Raw genomic sequence first — 20834 nt, 5'->3', positions numbered from 1 at the left:
CAGCGACCAACCTGAAGTCTGGGTATGTGTACGCAGTGCCAGTGATTTAGGATTCTTCGGGTTGAAGGTCTTCACAATCTTGGCCCACAACATACGGGCGGCACGCATCTTGGCGATTTCCATGAAATGGTTCATGCCCGAGCACCAGAAGAATGACAGACGCGGTGCAAAAGCATCAATGTCCAGGCCAGCCTTGACGCCAGTGCGGAGGTAATCCCAACCGTCGGCCAAGGTGTAAGCCATTTCGATGTCGGAGGTTGCACCGGCTTCCTGCATGTGGTAACCGGAAATGGAGATGGAATTGAATTTCGGCATGTTCTGAGATGTGAACTCAAAAATGTCGGCAATGATACGCATTGAGAACTCAGGTGGATAAATATAGGTGTTACGCACCATGAATTCCTTCAGGATGTCGTTTTGGATGGTACCTTGCAGTTCTTCGTATTTAGCGCCCTGTTCCAAAGCCGTGACGATGTAGAAAGCCAGAATTGGCAGAACTGCACCGTTCATGGTCATTGAAACGGACATTTGATTCAGCGGGATTTGGTCGAACAAGACCTTCATGTCTTCAACCGAGCAAATGCTCACGCCAGCCTTACCCACATCGCCCATCACGCGCTCGTGGTCGGCATCGTAGCCACGGTGAGTAGCCAAGTCGAAAGCGACTGACAGGCCCTTCTGGCCAGCGGCGAGGTTGCGGCGATAGAAAGCGTTTGATTCTTCGGCGGTGGAGAAACCGGCATACTGACGGATGGTCCAAGGACGCATCACATACATGGTTGAATAAGGTCCACGGAGGTTAGGAGCGATACCGGCAGCATAGTTCAGGTGTTCCATGCCTTCGAGGTCTTTCTCGGTGTAGGCAGGCTTCACCATGATGTGTTCGGCAGTTTCCCAATTTTCGCCCTGTGGGCAAGTTGCATTGTTTTCAGGTACAACGTTAAGGTTGATGTCTTTATAATTTGGTTTCATCTTACTTTTCCTTTCTTAATTTGGATTGCGGGATTTCGGGAATGCGAGGTTTCGGGATTTGAACAATTCTAAACTTTCCAATTTCTGGACGCAAGCATTGCGTCCCTACTTTCCACTTTCCACTCTATCACTTTCCCTTTTCTCTTTATTTTGTTATACCTAATTTTTGTTGGAATTCCTGTAAAGTTTCAAGGACGTTACTCTTCACATGGATGAAATACTGCAAGCCAGCTTCTTTCAGCACATCGGCGGTGCCGACCGGATTGCCAGCCAAAACCACGATGGTATCGTTCTTCAGAGCTTCGTAAATCTTGAGGGCATTGCCTTCGCCGTATTCTTCATCCGACGAGCAGATGACCACGATTTCAGGCTTCACTTCGCGAGCGGCAGCTATGCCTTCGTCCAAAGTCTTGAAACCAGCGTTGTCGACGACTTGGAAGCCAGCGCAAGCAAAGAAGTTGGAAGCAAAGTTGGAACGAGCCTTCAGCATGGCGAGGTTGCCGTATGTGAACATCCAAGCAACCGGGCGTTTGTGATTCTGGGCATAGACATCGGTAGCATAGCGCAACTGTTCAAACTGCTGGGCAGCGCGGAAGGTTACGATGGTCTCGATTTCAGCATTTTCGTCACGACGGTCATTGGCTTCGAAGACCCATGCTTCAGGAGCAAATTTCATCGTTTCGGTGAAGTTCGGGAACTGGTTTGTGCCGAGGATGGTTTCGCGACGTGTAGCCACATTGCTGAACTTCTTGGCAGCGCTTTCCTTAATCAAGGCCTGAATGAAGCCCTTGCGGACAGCGGCGAGATAACCGCCTTCGTCCTGAATCTTATTGAACAGATCCCAAGCGGCCTTTGCGATGGAATCGGTAAGGTTTTCAATGTAATATGAACCTGCGGCCGGATCAGCAACCTTATCGAAATGAGCTTCTTCCTTCAGGATAAGCTGCTGGTTGCGTGAGATTCTGTTGGCGAAATCGGTAGGATTTTCAAATGGCGTATCGAATGGAGTGACGCAGAATGAATCGACACCGCCGAGGACAGCCGACATGGTGCCGGTGGTGGTTCTCAGCATGTTGACGTAAGCATCATACAGGCTCATGCCGATTTCAGCATTGAAAGCGTGGATGTGCATCTTGGCGTTTTCTTCCTTGCCGCCGTAAGCCTTCACGATGTTGGCCCACAGATAACGGTAAGCGCGCATCTTGGCCAGTTCCATGAAGTAATTCTGACCGACAGCCACATTGAAACGCATCTTTGGAGCGATTTCGTCGACAGTTAGACCTTTTTCAGTCAGTTGGTCGAGGTATTCGGCACCGATTGAAAGGGCGAATGCCATTTCCTGAACGATGGTAGCACCAGCGTTGGTGAAAATGTGACTGTTGACACCGATGGTTTGGAAATCAGGCATTTCGGCTTTCACCATGATATAAGCCAGTTCCATATCGGTGGTTTCGCTGACAAACCAAGTGCCACGGCGGAGATAGCGTGTCAGAGGGTCGTAGTTGAGCGAGCCTTTCACTTCCGGCACTTTCGACATCATTTCCAGCAGCGGGAGATGATACTTGTTGTTGAACAGGTTGATTTCGACTTTCTTCTGGTCGATGCCGTTCAGCAAAGTTGAGATTTCGATGGCATCGTAAATCTTGTTGTTTTCCAGCTTGAAGCCGATGGAGTTGCAGCCGCGGCTGATGGCATCGAGAGCCTGCTTGTTGGCTTCGGCAACATTATTCACGATAATATCCTGACGGATAAGCCAGTTGTTTTCCTGACTGCGGTTGCCGCGGACAAACGGGAATTGGTTAGGCATGACACCCATCCAGGTGATGTGCTGCAAGTCTTCGGCACGGTAATAAGGTCTTACCTGAAAACCTTCTGCCGTTTTCCACACCAATTTCTTGTTGTAATCGGCGCCCTTGAGGTCTTTCTCAATGACAGCCTCCCACTGTTCGGTGGTTACTGGTGGAAATTCCTCAAAAAGTTTCTTTTTTTCTTCCATGTATGTTGATTTAAAAATTTGATATTTAATGATTTAAGATTTAAAATTCAAGATTTAAAGATTCAAAAATTCAATGATTTATAGTTGACAATTGGACTTTTGGACATTTAGACAATTAGACTTTTTGATTTCGGGATTTGAACAATTTTGAACTTTATATTACTGAAAACCATAAAAATCACTCACCCAAATCCTGCTTGAAGCCCCAGCCGCTTTTGCCTATAAGTGCCGTGATGGTATTCGGACTCAAGTTCACTTTTTTCGAGATGTTGATTCTCGAAGAAAACACGCCGTAGCCACCGCTGATATTTGTATAATCAGAAAGATTCTGTGAAATGCTGCTCGAAGGTGAGTTGACTTCAATGTAATTGTGAAGCTCTGATCCGCCGGCAGCTATCAATATATTCAGGTCGCCAATCAGACGCTCAACATTCATTGTGTCGGCACCAATTTTGCTCGTCAGCATGTTGAAAAGAGCTTCATGCTTGTAAAGCACTTCGTATTCCTTGTAACTGCCCCATTCTTCGAAAGCCATTTCATTGGAATTATATGTACCCAGCGACCATTCCACTTTTTTGTTCTTCGTTTCCTGGCCAGGATGAGTTTCCTTATAATTAAATTGCATCTTCAATTCATAGACGTATGCGTTTTCAGCACTGAAGAACATGATTTTGCTGGCCGAAATTGAAGTTGGATCTAAATCAACGGAATTCGTTGAAATAGAAAACTTTTCACCGCCAACCATATTTGAAACTGCCGAAACCGTGTCATTCTTGATAATCACTTCAAGACGATACCTGTATTTTGAGTTGCTGTTGTCTGTATAGAAACGCGCGGTGGTGTAATACACTTTTTGGTCGGGAGAATAGAAAGCTCCCGGTTCCTTACTGTGAATGGTCATCGTGTCCAGATCGAAAACCCTTCCTGTCGGGTGATACGAATTGCCTGCATGTGTGCTTTTTTCCTCAATGATGCGAGCGTCCAGTTTGCCTGGATAGTTGTTCGAATCGGGAATCAGAGCCACGGTGTTGGCATTGACTGATGCGTCGTCGCTGCCCGAAAAAGCGCGGATGATTTTCACATAATTGGTGTCTTTTGTGACATCAAGCAAGCCGTAAATGACTGGAATTTCCTTGTAGTCGGCATAAAGGTCGACTTTCGTGCTACACGAAGTGAATACTGATGCAAAAGCTAAAAGCAATGAGAAGATAGTGATAGAACGTTTCATTTTTTCCTTATGTATTGAAAGGGCAAAGGTAAAACATTTTTCATTACTTGCCGTGAATTAATTTCCAAAATCTACACCCCTTCCTCCTTTTCCCTTTCTCTTTCCTCCTAAATTCCTTTTTCTTTGAAAGTTTTTCTTCAATTTGCCGAAGCAACCAATATTTTCCTTTTCTTTGTGAGAGAAAACACCTTATTTTGAAAAGACTTTACAGACCATTGTTTTTGCTCATCTTGATGGGCATTGCGCTTTCGGCTTTTCCGCAGAATGAAAGCGTTACGCTTTTCGTGAACGATGGCGAGAAGGTGGTTTATCGTGTCGCTCAGGATGTTACGGTTCAGGAAGGCACCGTTTCCGATGCCTTGCAGAACGTGCCCGGTGTGAAAGTCGACACCGAAGGCAACGTCACTTTGCGCGGCGTGAATACGGTTGAAATATGGATTAATGACAGCCCTTCGCATTTCGACGAGGAAGGCCAGAAAAGCTATCTGCAGCAAACGCCCGCCGCAATCATCGAGCAAATCGAAGTGATGACCAACCCTTCGGCACGCTACACGTCCGACACCGACACGGGCATCATCAACATCATCACAGGCAGCCGGAAGCAACATACGCAGTCGCTGAATGTCAGTCTGCAAGCCAACACCAATCCGCACATTTCACCACGTATTGCCTACCTTTGGAGCAACGAAAAAGTGACTTTCACCGCCAACCTGAAAGGCACTTTCACCAACACCATCAAAAACTCAAACGGCTGGAGCAGCTCCTTCGATTCCGTCCCCAATGCTAATAACATCATGGTGCTGGATTCCTCCAACTACACCGTTTTCCATTCCAACGACACCACGAGGGAATACAGCCTCACCGCTATGCTGAAAGTGGATTACAAAATTGACAGCAAGAACGATTTTTCAGCCTATTTCAGCATCAATCCGTCGCGGACAAAAAGCGTTTCGGTCAACAACACCTTGCGGCAGGAATACATTCACGAAATCGGCGTTTACGATTACACCATTACCAACCGCGGCAACGAAGGCGTGCTTTTCGGCACGGCTGGAGCCTATTTCCAGCACCGCTTCAATGACGACGGACACAACATTTCCATCAACCTGAGCAGCGATTTCGATTTCGGCAACGTGAAACATTCCGAAATACGCGAGTTTGCCAATCATGACAACCTGAACCGCGACATTTTGAAAACCGACCTTTTCACCGACATCGGCTGGGATGCCAAAATCGACTACAACCTTCCACTGGCCAAGACAAGCGATTTGTATTTGGGCCTGCACAACAATTTCCACCCCGACAACAACTTGGAAACCTACGACACTTTGGCGCCCGATGGCAACCGCATCACCGACTGGCTGCGCTCCGAACACCGCTATTTCAACATCAACCAAACCGAAGGCCTCGTGATTTTCCAACAGCGTTTCGGCAACTTCACGCTTCGTCCCGGCATCACCTACGGCCTGATTCGCGTCAAGGCAAGATATTTGGATACGCCTGAATTCAACATCGTTAAATTCTTCCCCAATTGGCGGCCATCGCTGCACCTCACCTACCGCACGGCTTCGATGCACAATTTCTACCTGAGCTACACGCGCCGAAACACCGTCGATTGGGTCAGGAATTTCACCGAGCGCATCAACTATTCGGAAGAATCGATGAGCACCGGCAATCCCGATTTGCTGCCCACGACAACCGATGTGTTTGAAGGCGGCTGGGCGAAATATTGGGACAGTTTCGGCTCGGTCAGTGTGAAAGGTTACTACAAAAACTCGAAAGACAACATCAACACGGTGACGGAATCCATTTTCAGTCCCATCATGGGCCGAACCATCAGCATTTCAAAGCCTTACAATATTGGGAAATATTACGATGCAGGCTTTGAGTTCAACCTGACCTACCGTCCCAACGCCATGCTCAACATCCGTTTGGATGCCAATGTTTATGATTCGTTCCTGAAAACCGAGTACAAAGACGAGACAGAAAAAAGCAAGATGTTGTGCTACAATTTCCGTCTCAACGCATGGACAAAAGTCCTGAACAAACTGGAGCTGATGGGCACCGCCTATTACAACTCGCCCACGCAAACCCTCTACACCTTGAACCAGACCGCCTACGGCATCAACTGCGGCCTTCGTGCCGATTTCTTCGAAAACCGGCTATCCGTATTGCTCAACGCAAATGATATTTTCAACTGGAACAAGGAAGACAACAACATTTTCAGTCCGACTTATTCTTCCTACAGCACCAACAGGACCAACAGCCGTTACGTCAGTCTGGAAGTGATATTCAAAGTGCTGTAAAGAAAAGAAAATCATTTTTCTCATTATTATCCAAATAATTATTACTTTTGCAATTATTATCCGAATAATAATTTATTTAAACGTATGAAAGACAATGAAATAAATAACCCTTTTGTGGTTGGAAAGTATGTTGCGCCCGAATATTTCTGCGATAGGGAAGAAGAAACCGCTTTCCTAAAGAAACAAATCGACAATGGCCGCAACACGGCTTTGATTGCACCGCGCCGATTGGGAAAAACAGGATTGATACACCACCTTTTTGCACAAGACGAAATCAAGGAGCGTTATCATGTCTTTTTCATCGATATTTATGCAACAAGCTCATTATCAGAGTTTGCCTATCTGTTTGGAAACACTATTTACAAGCAATTGAAACCACTTCGCACCCAATGGGCGGAAAAGTTCTTTCAAATCATAGCATCGCTGCGACCAGGCTTCAAACTCGATGCCGTGACCGGCGAACCGACTTTCGACATTGGAATCGGCGAAATCGAACAGCCACAAACCACACTTGACGAGATTTTCACCTATTTGGAAGCTGCCGACAAACCTTGCATCGTCGCCATTGACGAATTTCAGCAAATCATGAAATACGGCGAAAAAAACATCGAGGCCTTGCTGCGCACGAAAATACAGGAATGTAAACAGACCGTGTTTATCTTTTCGGGAAGCCAACGGCATTTGATGAGCCAAATGTTTCATTCGCCTTCCAAACCATTCTACCAAAGCGTCATTTCAGCAGACTTGAAACCTTTAGAACGGCAAACTTACATCAGTTTTGCCCAAAAGCAATTCTCACAATACGGCAAAGACATCGACCCAGACCTTGTCGGGATGGTTTATGATGAATTTGAAGGCACGACCTGGTACATGCAAATGATGATGAACGAATTGTTTGCCCTCACTGACAAAGGGGAAAAATGCGAAATCGGGATGTTGGAAACAGCCAAACGAAACGTCATCATGATGCAGGAAATGAATTACAAGGAAATGCTGCAGCAAGTTCCTGCCAAGCAAAAACCTGTCCTGTTGGCACTTGCCAAAGAACAATTAGCGGTAAACGCCATGTCGGGCAGTTTTGTAAAGAAACATGGGCTTAGTTCGGCCAGTTCCGTACAATCGGCATTAAAAGGTCTGATGGAAAAAGATTTGATTACACGCACCGAAAAAGGTTATCGCGTTTACGACTTTTTCTTTGCTGAATGGTTGAGAAGTTATTGATAAAAAACTATTTGACATTCACGAGAATTAGCGTTTATTCCTTCTATTTTCAGAAATATTCGCAAAAATACTGTTCGATTTTTTGCGAACACCAAGAAAAATATATACTTTTGCAGTCGAAATAAAATAAGCCTTATGATTGTTGAGTTTCAAGAAGACTATTTGCGTGAGCTTTATGAAAAAGGAACGGCAACTGACAAGAAACATCGGTATCAGCCGGAAGTCATAAAAGCCTATGCGAAATGTATTTTCCGAATGCAGGAATCGTCGGACTTAAACGACTTGAAGCGGTTTCAGGCTTTGAATCTGGAAATGTTGAAAGGCGACAAAGAGGGTAGATATTCGGTTCGTGTCAATGTGAAATATCGAGTTGAGTTTTCTGTGAGATATATTGATACAGAACCTGTTACCACTATTTGTAACATTATGGATTTGTCGAATCATTATCAATAAAATAATATGGAAGCAAAAAAATCAGAACCGTTTTACCCGATACATCCGGGTGAAATCATCAAAGACGAATTGGAATGTAGAGGTATTTCGCAACGGCAACTGGCACAGAAAATGGGGTTGTCTTATTCGGTTTTCAATGAGATTCTCAATGGCAAACGCCCGGTGAGTTCCGAAGTCGCCATGTTGGTTGAAGCCGCTTTGAACATTAGTGCCGAAACCTTGTTGAAAATGCAAATGCGCTACAATTTACAGATAGCAAAAGAAAACCCTTTGTTTATCAGCAGGTTGGCAGAAATCAGAAAGGTCTGTACGCTTCTCTGACTTTATGTCTGAAAAATCAGTAGTTTTGCAACCCCAAATCAAAACGAAAATGAAGAAATACATCATCACCATATTGGCTGCCCTTGTGCTGGTATCGTGCGGCGAGAAGCAAAACACGACCACGAAAAAAGACGAAACGAAGAAAAACGTTGTCGTCCCGACATTTTCTGCCGACTCAGCCTATCAGTTCGTGAAGGCACAGACCGATTTCGGCCCGCGTGTGCCTGAAACCGAAGCCCACCGGCAATGCGCCGAATGGCTCATTGCCAGACTATCGGAATTTGCCGATACCGTAATGGTGCAGGATTTCCGTGCCCGCATATTTAATGGTCAAAACATGGATGGTCAAAACATTGTGGCTTCCTTCAATCCGGATGCAAAAAAGCGGATTGTCCTTTGCGCCCACTGGGATTCGCGTCCCTTTGCCGACCACGATGCCGACGAAGCCAACTGGAACACGCCTATTGATGGTGCCAACGACGGTGCCAGCGGCGTAGGCATACTGATGGAATGTGCCCGTCTTTTCAAACTCCAGCCTTTGAATGAAAAATTAGGTGTCGACATCATCCTTTTCGACCTTGAGGATTACGGCCCGCGTCAGGATGAAGCCGAGAAATATTATGATGGCGAAAATCAATGGGCTTTAGGCTCGCAGTATTGGGCCAAGCAGCCACATGTTTACGGCTACAAGGCATATTACGGCATCCTGTTGGATATGGTTGGCGGCAGCAATCCCAACTTCCCGAAAGAGTACTATTCGCAAGGTTTTGCCGCCTGGCTCAGCAACAAGGTCTGGAGCAAAGCCTACAGTTTGGGCTATAGCCATTGCTTCAGCAACGAGCTTGGTGACCCCATCAGCGACGACCACATTCCGATGAATCAAGCCGGGCTGCCAACTATCGACATCATTGATTTGCAGCCCAATAGCAACAACGGAAGTTTCCCTGAAACCTGGCACACCCTGAACGACAACATTTCGAACATCGACAAGGAAACCTTAGGAATGGTGGGAAATCTGGTCGTCAATGTGGTTTACAATGAGTGATTTAAAATTCAAAATTTATAATTTAATAAAATCCTATTACAATGAAAAAAGTAACATTTATCTTGATTGCCATTTTCGCATTAAGTTTTGGCGTTAAGGCTCAGAATGCAATTGGTCTCCGCTTGGGAGCAGGCTCCGCATCGAATGTTGAGGTTTCTTTTCAAACCCCAATGAGTATGGACAATCGTTTGGAATTCGATTTGGGTTGGAACAATTTTGTCCACGGCGACAACGGAACTTGGACGAACATCAGTTTGTCGGGTACTTATCAATGGGTTTTTCCTATCATTAACAGTTTGAATTGGTATGTTGGTCCAGGTGCCATGCTTAGTTTTTACGACATCAGCCATTCCGGCAACGATAACGATCATTTTGGAATTGGTATTGGCGGCCAAATAGGTCTTGAGTATGCTTTCGACTTTCCTTTGACCCTCAGCCTTGACATGCGTCCGATGTGGAATTTCATCGGCTATACCAAAAACTGGGGCGGCATAGCGTTGGGCGTCCGCTACAGGTTCTAAACGGGAAAGTCAATCTTTTAACGATAAAGCCGCATCATTTGGTGCGGCTTTATCGTTTACTTTTTATTGATATAATCATTCAGTTCCCGTTTCGAGGAATCGTACTTGAAAGCCTCATTGACCAAATAATACTTGTTGGAATCCAGACAGTACTGATAGGCGAATTTGGCAAAATCAAGAGCGTTGTTTTCAAAAGAAAAGAGTTTGCAGATTTCAGTTATCTGTGCGGCAGTCAGCATGTTGCCTGATGCGATTTGCTTTGCTAAGGTCAAGCGGGAAGTATCAAACGATTCATTTTTCAATTGGTTCAGTGCCTGATTGAAATCATTAGGATTCAATCCTAGATATGCAGGCGGCATAGGCATGCCGTTTTGCGGGTTTGCCACAACCAATGGCATCGTCAACTCTGGCCGGAATGAGCCTTGGGTTGCAATCAGTCCGTAAAAACCGTTTCTTTGAGCAAATTCAAACGATTGCGGACGGTTGAAATTCACAAATTGACCAACGCAATTGTGATCCATATTGTTCATTTCCACGCGAATGTAAACATCTTGTACTGGCATGTTTTGGATGCAGATGGACTTTACGGGGTTCTCGTTTTGCAAAATATCATCAACAAAAAGCCAAAACCCCTGATGATTGGAAGTTATTACTGATAAAGTCGATTGTTGGATGCCAAAATGGTTTCCGTCATGATACACTTGGATTTGTGCCATTGCCGGCAAAGCCAAAAAAGCAAATAATACGATGAACAATTTTCTCATGATGAATTGTATTTTGATAATTTGCAAAGATACAAATTCTATTCCACAAATTTTATTCCACAAAAAAATTTGCCGCAGAAACAAGGTTTTCTGTCGCTGCGGCAAACAATACAAAAAACAGTTTCTTTTTCGATGCAGCCACACAAAGTCAACACATTTGTAATAATGAGTGGTGTTTTGCCTTCATTTTTGTAATGAAAGCCAATCTTTCCTCCGTTTTGTGTGTCGATGGCATCTTCTTGATTTCAATTTTTTTGGTAGAATTAAAATACAATTCTAATTTTGCCGCTAATTTTAAATCGAAAAGAAATCATAAAATGAACATCCAAACTCGACTTTTTGAATTGCAAGACAAGGAATATGCCGCATTTCAGGCGAAACTGACACCGACAATTCCAGCGGACAGATTCATCGGCGTGCGCGTGCCGAATGTGCGCAAAGTAGCAAAGGAATATATCAAAGACCCTGAACACGAGCAGTTTATCCACGATTTGCCGCATCAGTATTACGATGAAAACATGCTCCACGGACTTCTGGTTTCCGAAATCAAGGACTATAAGGAGTGCATCGAGGAAACCGACCGATTTCTGCCTTTTGTCGACAACTGGGCGGTGTGCGACATCATGTCGCCGAAGGTTTTCAAGAAACACAAAACCGAACTGATGGAAAAAATCCGCGAATGGACGGTTTCCGACAAAACCTACACCATCCGTTTCGGTATCGAAATGCTGATGAGCCATTACTTGGACGATGATTTCAAAGCTGAATATCTGGAAATTCCAGCCACCGTGCGCAGCGAGGAATATTACGTCAACATGATGATTGCGTGGTTTTTCGCCACGGCTTTGGCCAAGCAATGGGACGAGACGATTGTATATCTGCAAAATGATGTAGAGACGCGATTAACCGCGTCTCTACCAACATGGGTGCATAACAAGACCATTCAGAAAGCCTGCGAAAGCTATCGGATTAGCGACGGACAGAAGAAGTATTTGCGTACTTTGAAAAGATAATACTGATCAATTTAACAGATTGTTTTCAAATCAAACATTATTGTTATCTTTGCAAGTCAACATATTAAAAACAATTCAATTATGAACAACGAAACATTTTACGATATTTTTCATCAGCTGAACAACACGCCACGACCATCACATCACGAAGAGCGCGTGGCCGATTACCTCTGCAATTTTGCCGAAAGTCACGGTTTGCGTTACCGCCGCGATGTGCAGAACTGCGTCGTGATTGAAAAGGATGCCACGCCTGGCCACGAAAATGCCGAACCCGTCGTAATTCTCAATCACATGGACATGGTTTGTGTGGCAAAAGACGGCTATCTGCGTGACGGTCATCCATTTGACCCGCTCAATGATGAAATCAGACCATATATCGAAATCGTCAAAAATCCTGACGGAACGGAAAGCCGCTGGATGAAGGCCGAAGGCACTTCGCTTGGCGCTGACAACGGCATGGGTCTTTCCATGGCCTTGGCCATTTTGGCCGACGACAGCATCGTTCACGGCCCATTGGAAGTGCTGACCACCACTAACGAAGAAGACGGCATGAGCGGCGCCGAGGCTCTCAGCACCGATTTCATCCGTGGCCGCAAAGTCATCAACCTCGATTCGGAAGCCTACAATGAAATCACAGTGGGTGCCGCTGGCGCTTATCTGCAAATCGCTCATTTCGAGGCTGATTGGAAGCCCATTCCCGAAGGTTATGTCTTCCGTCGCATCGTGATGGATGGCGGTTTGGGTGGTCATTCGGGGGTCGACATCAACAAAGGCCGTTGCCACGCCAATAAGGAAATCTGTCATTTCATCAACGGTTTGGCTGATAATGATATGTTGATTTGCGCCATCAATGGCGGCACGGCGAATGCCTCCATTTCTTCGGTGGCCGAGGTCGTGCTTGCCATAAAACCCGAAAACGGAAATGCCTTGGCAAATGCCGCTGCGGAATACGATGCCATGCTGCAAAAGAAATATGCGCAGACCGATGCTGCCATCAATATGCGCTGCGAAGAAGCTGAGCTCCGCAAACAGTATTTGGGCAATGCCAGCGATATCATGCAAGCCGTTGAGGAACTGCCAGTCGGCATGATTGCCATGCGCGAAGACATGCCTGGCACGGTGATGACGAGCAACAACGCAGGCCGAATCTGCACCGAGATTAACGAAGTGACCATTTCGTGCCACTCGCGCAGTTTCAGCAATGAGGAGATGCGCAAACTTGGGCAGAGCATTACGGAAACCTTCAAGAAACACGGCGCAAAAAATGTCCAACTCTTGATGGATACGCCCGCTTGGGTGGAACGCCCCGACTCGCCGCTGTTGGCACTTACCTGCCAGACTTTCAAGGATGTGCTTGGCTTTGAACCGAAGAAAGTCGCTATGCACTTTGTGCTGGAAGCCGCTTATTATGTGCAGAAATACCCAGGTGTGGAAATCGCCTCCATCGGCCCGCTTATCATCGAACCGCACTCCACTTCCGAGCGCGTCAACCTCGACACCGCCGACAACATTTGGAAAGTGACAGTGGAATTGCTGAAAAGATTGGCGTAAAAACAAAATCTCCAACTATAGTTGGAGAAACCAAGTAAGTTATAGATATATGTCTCTTCCTGTAGTGAATAAATGAAATAGACGTATATCAAAAAAAGTTACCTTGGTTTGAATTTTTGAAATATTATGTTTCGTAATTTTGCGTTTGATAACAAACCGAATTGACAAAAAAAGCATCGCATAAATAGCAATTTATAAAATGAAAGCAAAACCATTCATCAAATGGGTGGGCGGGAAAACGCAGCTCATAGAACAACTCGAAGCAATGCTTCCAGCTGACTTTGATAAATGGGAGAATGTTACTTACATAGAACCTTTTGTGGGTGGAGGAGCTATGCTCTTCCATATGTTGCAAAAACACTCCAATATCACTTCAGCTGCAATCAACGACATTAACCCAGATTTGACTACTTGTTATGAAGTCGTCAAAAAGAATCCAGACAATTTAGTTCGGGCGCTTGCTGACATTCAGAAAGACTATTATGCACTTCAGACGGAAGAATCTCGCAAAGAGTTTTTTTTAAAAATGCGTGATAGATTCAATACCAAGCAACTTGATAGTATCGAAAACACAACGCTTTTCTTTTTCTTAAACCGAACTTGTTTCAACGGCTTGTATCGTGTAAATAAATCGGGACTGTTTAATGTTCCTTTTGGCAAGTACGAAAAGCCGATGATTTGTGATCCTGTCACCATTTATGCAGATAGCAAATTGTTGCAGAAAGTAGAAATCTTGACAGGAGATTTTGAAAAAACTTTGGTCAAAGCGAAAGCTAACTCGTTTTTCTATTTTGATCCGCCATATCGCCCGTTGGGAGGAACTTCAAGTTTCAATGACTATACCAAAGATTCGTTTGATGACAGCGAACAAATCCGATTAAGAGATTTTTGCCATCTTATTGACAGTCTGGGAATTCGTTTTATGTTGAGCAATTCCGATAGTAAAAATGCTAATCCCGACGACAGTTTTTTTGACGAATTATATTCCAATTATCAGATTCGACGGGTTTACGCAAACAGAATGGTGAATTGTAACGCTAAAAAACGCGGCAAATTAACAGAGCTATTAATTGATAATTTTTCCAAACCGAATTACATTCCCATATTATACGAATTTCCTTCATACAAACTCATAGGGCACATTGAAAGAAAAGTTTCAATTTACAAACTCAGAGTAGACAAAAAACGACTGGCTTACGCAAATGATGTTTGTGATTCTACAGTTGATAACATAGTGTATAATTTCCACATCGAAGGTTGGGAACCGATTTGGGTTGACCCCGAATATTATATCAGAGATGGGCAGCACAGATTTGCAGCCGCCCGAAAAATGGGAATTGAATTTCTTGATGTATTAATGATAGATAATCAGGAAATGTTATCTTAGCTAACAAAATGACGAAGAAATATGAAAGCACACACTGACGAACAGTTTTCAGCCTTTATGTCTCAATTGAAAGAGACAAATCAGACATTGGATTTTTTCTGTGATTTTGACAAGATTTCAGAAAATGTGAATAACATAAAACTGAGCCTTTGTATGTTGAATAGTCTTATTGGTGCATCTGATATGCGTAATGCGGTGGAAACAATCTGGAAAAGGGATAAAACGGCTTTTAATGTCATGGATATATTGATTGCTGTACGCAGTGAAGGTCAGAAAAAAGTTATTGATTCTATCGGGAATTGTATTGTTTTGGACACTCTTTTCCAGTCTGTTGATGGTGTAATGGAGTTTCTCGACAATACAGGATTAACAGAAGTATTCCAACAGCAAAAAATCAAAGACCTTGTCGATTATGTTTTTGGCATAGAGACAGGTCTCGACACCAATGCTCGTAAGAATCGAAGCGGACACATAATGGAAAAAGCTGTTGCAAAAATTTTTGATGCAAATAATGTTGATTATCGCCAAGAGGTCTATTCCTGTGAATGGCAAAGTATTACAAAGGTATTGGGTGATGACAAGAAACGTTTTGATTTTGTGGTAGAAACTGCTCAAAAGAAGTATCTGATAGAAGTCAACTTTTATAGTGGTGGAGGTTCAAAGTTGAATGAAGTAGCTCGTTCTTATTCTGATATTGCACCAAAAATCAATTCAGTTGATGGCTTTGAATTTGTTTGGATAACAGATGGAATTGGATGGGAAAAGGCAAAGAATAAGTTGCAAGAAGCGTATAACATTATTCCAAGTGTTTATAATTTGACGAATTTGGAAAACTTTATTAAACAGATCAGATAGATATGGCAAAAAAGAATTTATATATTCATTCAATAGATTTAAAAGAGATTTCTATTGCTAATGCCGAAAAAGGAAAATTTGCACAAGAAATTATCAATATTCCTTATAGAGGTTATGAAGTTGAACGATGTGCAGATGGACGGAAAATTGTAATTACAAAACCTGGTGGAAAATCCGTGTTTGGACATCCAAAAAAAGAAGACATAATGGTTTTTATTTATGACCCATCAAATGCTTCTCTTTGGCAAATAACCCATCAACAGATATTAGATGATGTTACCGAAAAATGTAATTCGAGCAAACAAGGTGGAAAGAAACTCATACAGTTGTTGGAACGGACATTCCATGGAGAAGAACCTAACGGTTTTCTTGATGAAATAAATGCATTGAGTTTTTCTTGTGGAGAAAATCCAGAGGAATTAATTAAAGCATATAAATGGATTTGGGGTCAAGAAGATGTTAATTATCCTAATGGAGAAGGAAGATTGATGTCGTGGAGAGCTTATGAGGATTTACTTAACTCATTGGAATAACTTGTTTTAAAAATGAATAATTATTTCAATTTTACCCTTCATCAAGGCGATTGTCGGGAACTGGTCAAAAACATTCCCGATAATAATGTTGACATGATTTTTGCCGATCCTCCATATTTTCTTAGCAACGGTGGAATCAGCTGCAAAAATGGACGGATGGTCTGTGTTGATAAAGGAGATTGGGATAAAGGCGGCACGCCTGAATACATGTATCAATTCAATAAAGAATGGTTATCGGTCTGTCGGTCAAAGTTGAAAGATAATGGAACTATTTGGATTAGTGGAACTTATCATAATATCTTTATTGTTCAGCGTTGTCTTAAAGAGCTGGGATATAAAATCCTTAATTATATTACTTGGCAAAAATCAGATCCTGCGCCTAACATTAGCTGTCGCTATTTTACTTATTCAACCGAACTGATTATTTGGGCTAGGAAATCAGAAAAAGTTCCTCACAAATTCAACTACGATGTAATGAAACGTTTGAATGGTGACAAACAAATGACGGATGTGTGGAAATTATCGGCTGTAGGATTGTGGGAAAAGACCTGTGGCAAACACCCTACACAAAAACCATTAAAATTATTATACCGTATCATTTTGGCTTCTACCAATGAAGGAGATGTAATACTTGATCCTTTTGCTGGAAGCTGCACTACAGGAATTGCTGCTAATTTGTTAGGTAGAAATTTTATTGGAATAGACCAAGAAAAGGAATATTTAGATTTAGGGACACGTCGTCGTCAAGAAATAGATGATGCAGAAATAGCACGAAAAATGTTGCGAAAAATGGCGGAATCTTCCAATGAATCAATGGTTCTTGTAAATCATGCTCCTGCCGACAAACGCAAAATGATGATTGAAAAAGGCATCTGCTACTTGCGTGCAGGCGAATCTAAAGGCTCGCTGCAAATTGCGAATGGTTTTGAACGAATGAAGTATGTTCTTTTGCACACAAATGGCGAGAACTGCCAATTATTCAAATTAGAGAAGGAAGGAACCTTCCAAATATGGACACGCGAAACATTGATAAAACATGGATTTAATCCTGAACATGCTGTATACTATATTGTGCTTCATTTCGATAAATCGCAAGAAGTGAATTTTGAAAAAGTCACCAACATTAAAGAACGCATCAACACATATAGGGCAAAAATCCGACCATTAAGCGATTTTGTCAATTTAGTATGAATAAAATCATGAATAAATCCCGCAACCAACGCATAACGAACGTAACCCTTTGGGGCGCCATTGCCAACCTGCTGTTGACTTTGGTGAAATTCCTTGCCGGCATTTTCGGCAAAAGTGCCGCTATGACCGCCGATGCCGTCCATTCCCTGACCGACCTCATCAGCGATGCCGTGGTTTTGGTCATGGTGAAGATTTCGTCGAAAGGCAAGGATAAAAGCCACGACTACGGCCACGGAAAATTCGAGACTTTGGCCACGCTGGTAGTCAGCCTCTTGCTCTTGGTCGTAGGTGTCGGCTTGATGTCGAAAGGCATCGAAAGCATACGCTTCGTCATTGGCGGCGGCACCATCGAAAAGCCAAGCATGATAGCCCTTTGGGCTGCCGTCATCTCCATCGCCATGAAGGAAATCCTTTACCAATGGACGGCGCGTGTCGGCAAAGCCGTCGACAGTCAGGCCGTGATTGCCAATGCCTGGCATCACCGCTCCGATGCGTTGTCGTCGGTCGGTTCGCTTGTCGGCATTGGCGGTGCCATTTTGCTGGGCGGCAAATGGACCGTCCTCGACCCGATTGTGGGTTGCATCATCAGCATCGTCATCATTGTGGTGGCCGTCAAGATTTCGATTCCCGCCCTGAACGAACTGACCGATGCCTCTCTGTCCGATGAAATCGAAAGCCAAATCATGGTTATCATCCAATCCGTCGAGAAGGTCGAAAACGTCCACGATTTGCGGACTTGCCGCAACGGACAAAACTACATTATTGATGCGCACGTTGTCCTTGACCCGATGATGTCCGTTGCCGAAGCGCACGACATTACCGTGAAAATTGAAGCGGCCTTGCGCCAGGAATATGGAGCCGACACATTGATTGCAATCCATGTTGAACCCGATGAAGACGCTGATTAACAATAAATTATTCAATATATTATGATTCCTAAACTCATCAACTTACGACTATATCCATTCCGGCGAAGGCGCCAATGGCGAAAGCTTTTACCATAAAGCCGATCCCGATGCCATGATGAAACTCTATTTCGCCTCTGCGCCTTACGAAATCGTTGAAAACGAATTGATTCTGGCCCAAAAAGTTTATGACATAGGTCTTCCAACCCCCAAGCCCGGCGATTTCATCACTGATGGAAATGGACGCTACGGTATTCGCTTTCAACGCATTGCAGGAAAGAAATCCTTTGCCCGCGCCATCGGTGAGGAACCACATCGTGTGGAAAAATACGCCCGCGAATTTGCCCAAATGTGCCTGAAACTACATGCCACACATATCGACAAAACGCAATTCCCAAACATGAAGGAAGTGAACCTCGAAATGTTGGAAAACAATCCGTATTTCACTGAAAACGAACGCCAATGGGTAAAAGATTTCATAGCAACCATTCCCGACACCGACACCGCTTTGCATGGTGACCTGCATTTTGGCAATGCCATCATGTCTGGCAACAAGAAATATTTCATCGACCTCGGCGATTTCGCTTATGGTCATCCGTATTTCGACCTCGGCCAAGTGCTTTTGACCTGCCGTTATGATGACGAGGATTTCGTGCGCGAAAACTTCCACATGGAACTGGCAAGTGCTAACGAATTCTGGAAATATTTTGTCAAGGAATACTTTGGCGAAAATGCTAATCTTGAAGAAGTTACGGGAATGATTCGCCCTTATTCCGGATTGAAAACCTTGCTCATTGAGCGTAATGCGGGTGTTTACATGCCGCAATTTCATGCTTTGTTGGGTTAGTCGTTACTCGCGTTCCAAGCCCCAGGAATAGTTGCCGCGCTCGGTTTGCGAACTCAGCAAAATGTTTTTCGGCGTTGCGCCGCAAATGGAACGGAATTCCGCGTTCATGTGCGACAAGTCGTAATAGCCGCATTCGAAGGCGATTTCCGTCAACTTATAGCCCGATTCCTTGACTTTTCGGATTTTTGCTATGGCCGAATTGCAACGGTAAAGGCGGAACAAATCGTTTGGCGAAATGCCGACATATTCTTCAAAAATTCTTGTTAATTGCCGTGGACTTACACAAGCTGCCGAAGCATAGTCTTTCATGTTGAATGATTCTGGGCAAGCCTTGATGTTTTTCAATACTGAATTGATTCTCTGTAAGTTGAATTGATTCATTTTGGTTTTTGCAAGCTGTTTCAGGAAAAAAGAATCAAGCAATGTAAAACATTGCGGCACACTGGCCGCCGTCATGATTCGGTCTTCCAATTCCATCAGGCCTTTGTCGCTGAAAGCATCAAATCGGCTCACCTTTTGATAAACTTCATCGGCTGGAAACCCCAAAAGCACGCGCAAACCGAACTCGCTGAATTGCACGCCAATCATCTCGGCTTGACCTTTTCTCAGGATTTCAATCGGCTTCATGGTTGTGCCTGCCAATGCTGCATTGGCTTCGCCGGCACCGCTCATCGTGACATCGCCCAAACGATAAAAAATGATGCCCGCACAGCCATTCGGAACAATGTGCTGCACATGTTGCAAACCATCGTAACTGCTTAACACCCAATATGTTTTGATGAAATTCCTGAGCGCAACAGCGGGAGCAACCATCCTGATTTTTATCGCATCGTCAATCATTTGATTTGGATTTCGGTTACAAAAATAATGGAAATGTAGGCTATTTTGCCAAACCACACGAAAATGTCCATATTTTACAAGTTCAATCATTGAAATAAAAGTAATTTTGCAACGATAAAATATCGAACTATCATCAACAAAATGAAAAAAGCGACACTATTAACATTCTGCCTTTTAACCACTTTCGCTTCGTGCAAGAAAATCAATTTGGCAGGTTACAATGAAAGCAAAACATTCACAGTCAACGATTTCAGCAAAATCGAGGCACACAACGACATTCATGTGTCTTTCTGCGATTCCATCGACCAGATTGTTGCCACAACCGACGCCAACGCGCTGCCGCATCTGAAAGTTGACAAACAGGGCCAGACGCTCAAATTCAGCTATCCGTCAGGTATTCTCGTCAACTTTTCAACGGAGATTCTGGTTCCGTTCCGAAACGGTCTGAACAAGGTGACATTGAGCGGCTCTTCATCGTTTGTTTCGGCAAAATCCATCGAAACGGACAATTTGGAAATGGACTTGTCGGGTGCTTCAAGTGTGACAGGCGATTTCATCATTAGCAATGGAAAACTCGACATTGACGCTTCAGGCGCGTCCACACTTGCATTGAGGGGCTTTGCGAAATCTGTTGATGTTGACTTTTCCGGTGCTTCAAAAATCACGGCTTCGAAAGCCGATGACGGTTACGCCTTTGCTTGCGACGAACTCGACGGCGACCTTTCCGGGGGCAGTTCCATTCAAATCCAGTGCAACGACATGATTGATTGCGATTTATCAGGCTCCAGCACAATCCATTACACAGGCAATGCCGACACAAGCCATTGCAAATGCTCAGGCGGCTCAAACGTAGTGCATGAAAATTGATTTTTGAAACGCAAATAT

Annotated in this window: 19 protein-coding genes and 2 pseudogenes; 15 read left to right on the top strand and 6 right to left on the bottom strand. The window is 44.0% G+C overall.

Translation table 11 applies throughout. The annotated features are described in order from the left end of the window. The 3 genes from AC06MN_RS03730 to AC06MN_RS03720 all read right to left on the bottom strand — a co-directional run. Positions 1-972, bottom strand: a 972-nt coding sequence (locus tag AC06MN_RS03730) for a methylmalonyl-CoA mutase family protein (protein WP_475671009.1), incomplete at its 3' end; no start/stop codon positions are given. Between the two features lie 145 nt (positions 973-1117). After that, a complete protein-coding gene (locus tag AC06MN_RS03725; RefSeq protein ID WP_475671008.1) occupies positions 1118-2968 on the bottom strand; it encodes a methylmalonyl-CoA mutase family protein in 1851 nt (616 codons plus the stop codon). Positions 2969-3146: 178 nt separating this feature from the next. After that, complete coding sequence (locus tag AC06MN_RS03720; RefSeq protein WP_475671007.1) at positions 3147-4196, bottom strand: hypothetical protein; 1050 nt, start codon at positions 4194-4196, stop codon at positions 3147-3149. Positions 4197-4390: 194 nt separating this feature from the next. Here AC06MN_RS03720 and AC06MN_RS03715 point away from each other — a divergent pair, with 194 nt between their 5' ends. The 6 genes from AC06MN_RS03715 to AC06MN_RS03690 all read left to right on the top strand — a co-directional run bounded on the left by AC06MN_RS03715 (position 4391) and on the right by AC06MN_RS03690 (position 10063). After that, positions 4391-6502, top strand: a complete 2112-nt coding sequence (locus AC06MN_RS03715) for a TonB-dependent receptor domain-containing protein (protein WP_475671006.1) — start codon at positions 4391-4393, stop codon at positions 6500-6502. Between the two features lie 84 nt (positions 6503-6586). Further along, positions 6587-7723, top strand: a complete 1137-nt coding sequence (locus AC06MN_RS03710; protein ID WP_475671005.1) for an AAA family ATPase — start codon at positions 6587-6589, stop codon at positions 7721-7723. A gap of 135 nt (positions 7724-7858) precedes the next feature. Then, positions 7859-8176, top strand: a complete 318-nt coding sequence (locus tag AC06MN_RS03705) for a type II toxin-antitoxin system RelE/ParE family toxin (RefSeq protein ID WP_475671004.1) — start codon at positions 7859-7861, stop codon at positions 8174-8176. A 6-nt stretch (positions 8177-8182) separates the two neighbouring features. Further along, a complete protein-coding gene (locus tag AC06MN_RS03700; RefSeq protein WP_475671003.1) occupies positions 8183-8497 on the top strand; it encodes a HigA family addiction module antitoxin in 315 nt (104 codons plus the stop codon). Positions 8498-8546: 49 nt separating this feature from the next. Next, positions 8547-9542 (top strand): M28 family peptidase, encoded by a 996-nt coding sequence (locus tag AC06MN_RS03695; protein WP_475671002.1) that lies wholly within the window; start codon positions 8547-8549, stop codon positions 9540-9542. 41 nt (positions 9543-9583) lie between these two features. After that, positions 9584-10063 (top strand): hypothetical protein, encoded by a 480-nt coding sequence (locus AC06MN_RS03690; RefSeq protein WP_475671001.1) that lies wholly within the window; start codon positions 9584-9586, stop codon positions 10061-10063. A 56-nt stretch (positions 10064-10119) separates the two neighbouring features. Here the strand turns inward: AC06MN_RS03690 and AC06MN_RS03685 are convergent, their stop codons facing one another. Both AC06MN_RS03685 and AC06MN_RS03680 read right to left on the bottom strand, forming a co-directional pair. Beyond that, positions 10120-10827 carry a DUF4476 domain-containing protein gene (locus AC06MN_RS03685; protein ID WP_475671000.1) on the bottom strand — a complete coding sequence of 236 codons (708 nt, stop codon included), beginning with the start codon at positions 10825-10827 and terminating at the stop codon, positions 10120-10122. A gap of 38 nt (positions 10828-10865) precedes the next feature. Then, positions 10866-11057, bottom strand: a complete 192-nt coding sequence (locus AC06MN_RS03680) for a DUF1573 domain-containing protein (RefSeq protein ID WP_475671011.1) — start codon at positions 11055-11057, stop codon at positions 10866-10868. Positions 11058-11144: 87 nt separating this feature from the next. Here AC06MN_RS03680 and AC06MN_RS03675 point away from each other — a divergent pair, with 87 nt between their 5' ends. The 8 genes and pseudogenes from AC06MN_RS03675 to AC06MN_RS03640 all read left to right on the top strand — a co-directional run bounded on the left by AC06MN_RS03675 (position 11145) and on the right by AC06MN_RS03640 (position 19109). Next, positions 11145-11840 carry a DNA alkylation repair protein gene (locus AC06MN_RS03675; protein ID WP_475670999.1) on the top strand — a complete coding sequence of 232 codons (696 nt, stop codon included), beginning with the start codon at positions 11145-11147 and terminating at the stop codon, positions 11838-11840. 81 nt (positions 11841-11921) lie between these two features. Continuing rightward, positions 11922-13391 carry a beta-Ala-His dipeptidase gene (pepD, locus tag AC06MN_RS03670; protein ID WP_475670998.1) on the top strand — a complete coding sequence of 490 codons (1470 nt, stop codon included), beginning with the start codon at positions 11922-11924 and terminating at the stop codon, positions 13389-13391. A 199-nt stretch (positions 13392-13590) separates the two neighbouring features. After that, positions 13591-14472: pseudogene (locus AC06MN_RS03665) on the top strand (DNA adenine methylase); the annotation flags it as partial. 327 nt (positions 14473-14799) lie between these two features. Next, positions 14800-15633, top strand: a complete 834-nt coding sequence (locus tag AC06MN_RS03660) for a type II restriction endonuclease (RefSeq protein WP_475670997.1) — start codon at positions 14800-14802, stop codon at positions 15631-15633. Positions 15634-15635: 2 nt separating this feature from the next. Further along, the gene (locus AC06MN_RS03655; protein ID WP_475670996.1) at positions 15636-16166 is read left to right on the top strand and encodes a hypothetical protein; all 531 of its coding nucleotides are present in this window, start codon (positions 15636-15638) and stop codon (positions 16164-16166) included. 12 nt (positions 16167-16178) lie between these two features. Further along, a pseudogene (locus AC06MN_RS03650) lies at positions 16179-16922 on the top strand (DNA-methyltransferase); the annotation flags it as partial. Positions 16923-17365: 443 nt separating this feature from the next. Beyond that, positions 17366-18265: a cation diffusion facilitator family transporter gene (locus AC06MN_RS03645; RefSeq protein WP_475670995.1), complete on the top strand. Its 900-nt coding sequence runs from the start codon at positions 17366-17368 to the stop codon at positions 18263-18265. Positions 18266-18317: 52 nt separating this feature from the next. Beyond that, positions 18318-19109, top strand: a complete 792-nt coding sequence (locus AC06MN_RS03640) for a phosphotransferase (protein WP_475671010.1) — start codon at positions 18318-18320, stop codon at positions 19107-19109. A 3-nt stretch (positions 19110-19112) separates the two neighbouring features. Here AC06MN_RS03640 and AC06MN_RS03635 read toward each other — a convergent pair whose 3' ends face one another. Further along, positions 19113-19949: a helix-turn-helix domain-containing protein gene (locus AC06MN_RS03635; protein WP_475670994.1), complete on the bottom strand. Its 837-nt coding sequence runs from the start codon at positions 19947-19949 to the stop codon at positions 19113-19115. Between the two features lie 141 nt (positions 19950-20090). On the opposite strand from AC06MN_RS03635, the gene AC06MN_RS03630 reads away from it, so the two are divergent. Further along, positions 20091-20816, top strand: coding sequence for a GIN domain-containing protein (locus AC06MN_RS03630; RefSeq protein WP_475670993.1), 726 nt, complete (start codon positions 20091-20093; stop codon positions 20814-20816). Positions 20817-20834 lie beyond the last annotated feature (18 nt).

It is taken from the genome of Candidatus Limimorpha sp. (assembly GCF_056203535.1).
Note: the sequence above shows the minus strand (reverse complement) of the source record. Positions and strands in the feature narration are given on the sequence as shown.